Genomic DNA, 3,831 nt, shown 5'->3' with positions numbered 1-3,831 from the left:
CGCAACAGGCTATAAAAAAATTGAAAGAGCTCAAAGTGCGACAGCAGCCATTTTTTATGGGACTTGGTTTTTTTAAGCCTCATCTGCCATTCGTCGCTCCCAAACAAGATTGGGAGGCGATGTCGCAAGCTAACATTGTACCACCACCTCATCCTGAAAAGGTTGATTCTTCTTATTGGCACAAAAGTGGCGAGTTTTACAGTTACAATATGGAGTTTGACAAAACACGGCCTTTATCTCACGACGCTCAACTTAAATCAAGAAGAGCCTATCTGGCATGTGTACGATATGTAGATCGGCAAGTCGGTAAAGTTCTCAATGCGTTAGATGAGTTGGGGCTCAGTGAGAATACGATTGTCGTTGTCTGGGGAGATCATGGTTGGTTTCTCGGAGATACAGCACTCTGGGCCAAACATGCACCTTTTGAGCGTGCCCTAAAAAGTACGCTGATTATTCGCGCACCCGGCGTTTCTCAAGCAGGGCTGAAATCTCCTGCGCTGGTCGAGAGTATTGACCTCTATCCTACTTTGATTGATCTTTGTCATCCAGAGTTTACGAAGACGGAATATCCACTGGATGGACATAGTCTCAAACCAATTCTGACAGGCAATAAAACAGCAGTGAGAGATATCTCACTGAGTTATTGGAGTTCCGCTGTGAGTGTGCGAACGAAAACGCATCGTTTAATTGCGACATACAATAGAGGAAAGCCGAAAAAGGTAGAACTATATGATATTTCAAAGACTCCCGATCCGGTTCAAAATCTTGCGACCAGGCAGCCTGAGATTGTGAGGGAGATGCTGAAACATATTTCTGCTGAGAAGTAAATCAGTCAGAAGAGGGATCTAGTTCGAAATGAACCACACAATCAAAAAATACTTTCTGTGATAATGGTTTTGGCGGTCCTGTTTCTTAAAAAAGTCAATCGTTGGATTGAATACTAATCACATCAAATGCGTTTTCATCCAGGTGAGGTATTCAGAGGCGAAGTCATTGAGATTATCCAGCTGGCCTCCCCCTCGGATGGGAGAGCACATTTCATAAGTGGCGATGCCTTTAAAACCACCTTCTTTTAAACCATGAAAAAAAGCAGAATAGTCAATAAAGCCGGTACCAAATTTTACAGCACGAACCATATCTGGTTGTTGCCTTTGATAATTAATTAATTCTGGCTGGTATGCAAATCGCGGCATTTTGATGTAGTCGGCATTCGTCGTGATGGCAGTGTGTGGTGCCATCTTTCGTGCTGCTTCGAACAGGTTTTCATCACGCAGAGCAGGGGACCAAGCATCAAAACCAAGTTTACAGTTCGGTCGATCAATATCGTGAAGCAGTTCCAGCAAGGCATCAGAGTGAACGGCGACATCGTGATGATTTTGAACGGCGATCGTGACATCATAGGCGGCAGCACGGTCACAACATTCCTGTAAGGCTGTAACGACTCGACACCAGAGCGCGTGAGGCATCTGTATTGCAGAATCGTAAGCTGTAAAAATCCTAACTGTAGAGGCATCCAGTTGTTGAGCGAGCTGTGCCAGTTGTTCAACATACTGGATTTGCATCTCCAGAAAAGGCACTTCTGCTGCGCCAGTTCCCGAAAAGTCGGTATAGCCTCCAATGATCGAGCATTTCATTTGATGTTGATTGAGTGCGCTCTGGATCGATTCGATTTGTTCTGAAGCTACATCCAGGGGAGAGAGGTGAGGACGCTTACCCATTAACATGACAGAATCGTACCCTAACTGACTCGCCTGCGCAATGAAATCATTTACATTTAAGGCGTGCTGGCCCCAAAAACCTGCATAGCTTACGGAAAAGAGGCACAATTTCATGATCTGACTCCAGCTGAGAATGAGTAAGTGTTTCTGATTGAATAACCCGTTATCCTAATTCTTTTCCAACAGCGGCTGCTACTTTGTGGCAGGTTTCCATGGTTTCGGCGAAAACCTGCGGTGTCAGAGACTGGGCGCCATCACTCATAGCACGAGAGGGATCAGGATGAACTTCAAGAATTAATCCATCACAGCCTGCAGCTATTGCAGCGGCACACATCGGCGGAACCAGACTGGCAATACCGGTACCATGACTGGGGTCAATCACAACGGGCAAATGAGTTCGTTCGTGTAGGTAAGGAACAGTCGCCAGTGGAAGTGTGAATCGTGTATGTGTTTCGAAGGTGCGGACTCCGCGTTCACAAAGAATGACCTGTTGATTTCCCTGATCGAGAATATATTCGGCTGCCAGCAGAAATTCTTCAATGGAAGCAGAGGGGCCTCTTTTTAGTAAAACAGGGAGACGCGTTTCTCCAACAGCTTGCAGGAGGTGGTAGTTTTGCATATTCCGGGCACCAATCTGTAGAACGTCAGCATATTGACAGAGCAGATCAACATGATGGGGCGTCATGACTTCGGTGACTACAGCTAGCCCCGTTTCTTCTCGTGCCAGGGCCAATAGTTTCAGGCCGTCTTCTTTCATTCCCTGGAAAGAATAAGGACTGGTTCGTGGTTTATAAGCACCTCCACGTAGTCCGGTGGCTCCTGCTGCTTTCACTTGATGTGCGACTTGCAGAATTTGTTCTTCACTTTCAACTGAACAGGGACCGGCAATTACTCCCACGTGAGAACCACCAATTTTTAGATTTCGCGTCGTTATAATGGTTGGCTCGGGTTTTGTCTCTTTGCTGGCTACTTTATAAGAGGCAATAATGGGAACGACCTTTTCAACTTCGTCACAGGATTCGAGTTCTGTCTGGTGCCTGTCTCGTTTTATTCCAGCGGCCGCGATGACGGTGCGTTCTTCACCGACAATGACGTGGGCTTTCAGTCCCATTTCTTCAACACGCTTCACCATTGCCTGAACCATTTGTTCGGTAGCGTTTGGTTTCATTACTACTATCATGACGTTGACTCTTTTCTATCTCAGTCTCAGGGAATAAAAAAAGCCCTGTAACTATTAAGGTTACAGGGCCAATCGAATTTAAGGGGTTGTTCATCTGTGATGAACGGTTCGTGTTCGATCGGTCAGGTAACCTGTTCTGGTAAACCAATAGCCTAAAAAGTGCCAGGCTGAATCAAAAGACAGCCGCACATTATTAAAACTAAAAGTACCAAACCGATACGTCACTGAGAAACTCCAAACTGATAAAAATACTAATTCAGCAAAATTTCATGGAAATTGCCTTCAAAATAATAATACTCCTGGCAGTTCCCTGAAGTCAACCGACATTCCGAAAAGATTTTGCAACCATATTGATAGTCAGGAGGAAGTTTCGTCCCAATTGCGTTTTTTCAGATTAGAGTAACTGATTGACTGATCCTGATTAGTAGCAGAAGAGGTCCCAGGATGTTTCATGTCGGGCTGATTCAATATGGATTGATTTTGAGTACTGGATTTAAACACAGAACCGTATAATACTGTCTCAAAAGTTTCTGGTAATCGATTTGGAGTTGTCTCCGGATGCAAGCCACTCCGGTCGCTGCGAATTCTGTGGAGCGATTTCATCGTGGCAGACTCATTGAAACATTCGGGAGGATAGCAGGCCATTAGAGCTCCCAACATCATTTCCCAGTTTTCACCAATTTTGCTGGTCAGACCTGAGGGAAAAGAGATTCGCAATCCGGCGGTAATCAAATCCCAGATTTGTACAGGATGCGGAGTTTGCAGATTGGATGACTGATCTTCACCGAAATCTTTGGAGCGGGCTACATCGTGTGCAAACTCCTCAAGTCCGAATCTTAAAACAAATTGTCCCAGTAAGAGATCCGTCCAGCGTTCAATCGAGCGTCTGATTCGGTTGATCCGTTTTAAACAATCCAAATTCAAATATTTTTC

Annotated in this window: 4 protein-coding genes; 1 reads left to right on the top strand and 3 read right to left on the bottom strand. The window is 45.2% G+C overall.

Features of this window, described 5'->3' with window-relative positions; genetic code table 11:
• On the top strand, positions 1-827 hold an 827-nt coding region (locus Q0668_RS03215), incomplete at its 5' end, for a sulfatase-like hydrolase/transferase (RefSeq protein WP_298859870.1).
• 117 nt (positions 828-944) lie between these two features.
• On the opposite strand, the gene Q0668_RS03210 is transcribed toward Q0668_RS03215, so the two are convergent.
• The 3 genes from Q0668_RS03210 to Q0668_RS03200 all read right to left on the bottom strand — a co-directional run.
• Positions 945-1,832 carry a sugar phosphate isomerase/epimerase family protein gene (locus tag Q0668_RS03210; protein WP_298859868.1) on the bottom strand — a complete coding sequence of 296 codons (888 nt, stop codon included), beginning with the start codon at positions 1,830-1,832 and terminating at the stop codon, positions 945-947.
• 49 nt (positions 1,833-1,881) lie between these two features.
• The gene (gene aroF, locus Q0668_RS03205; RefSeq protein ID WP_298859866.1) at positions 1,882-2,898 is read right to left on the bottom strand and encodes a 3-deoxy-7-phosphoheptulonate synthase; all 1,017 of its coding nucleotides are present in this window, start codon (positions 2,896-2,898) and stop codon (positions 1,882-1,884) included.
• A gap of 357 nt (positions 2,899-3,255) precedes the next feature.
• A partial coding sequence (locus Q0668_RS03200) for a hypothetical protein (protein ID WP_298859864.1) occupies positions 3,256-3,831 on the bottom strand: 576 nt, incomplete at its 5' end.

This window comes from uncultured Gimesia sp. (genome assembly GCF_937910335.1).
Lineage (GTDB): Bacteria > Planctomycetota > Planctomycetia > Planctomycetales > Planctomycetaceae > Gimesia.
This window is presented reverse-complemented; position numbering and strand designations above follow the sequence as displayed.

Bases quoted from the DNA above. Each gene is read 5' to 3' on its own strand.
- Q0668_RS03210 (WP_298859868.1), bottom strand. From the start codon at position 1,832: ATGAAATTGTGCCTCTTTTCCGTAAGCTATGCAGGTTTTTGGGGCCAG.
- aroF (WP_298859866.1), bottom strand. From the start codon at position 2,898: ATGATAGTAGTAATGAAACCAAACGCTACCGAACAAATGGTTCAGGCA.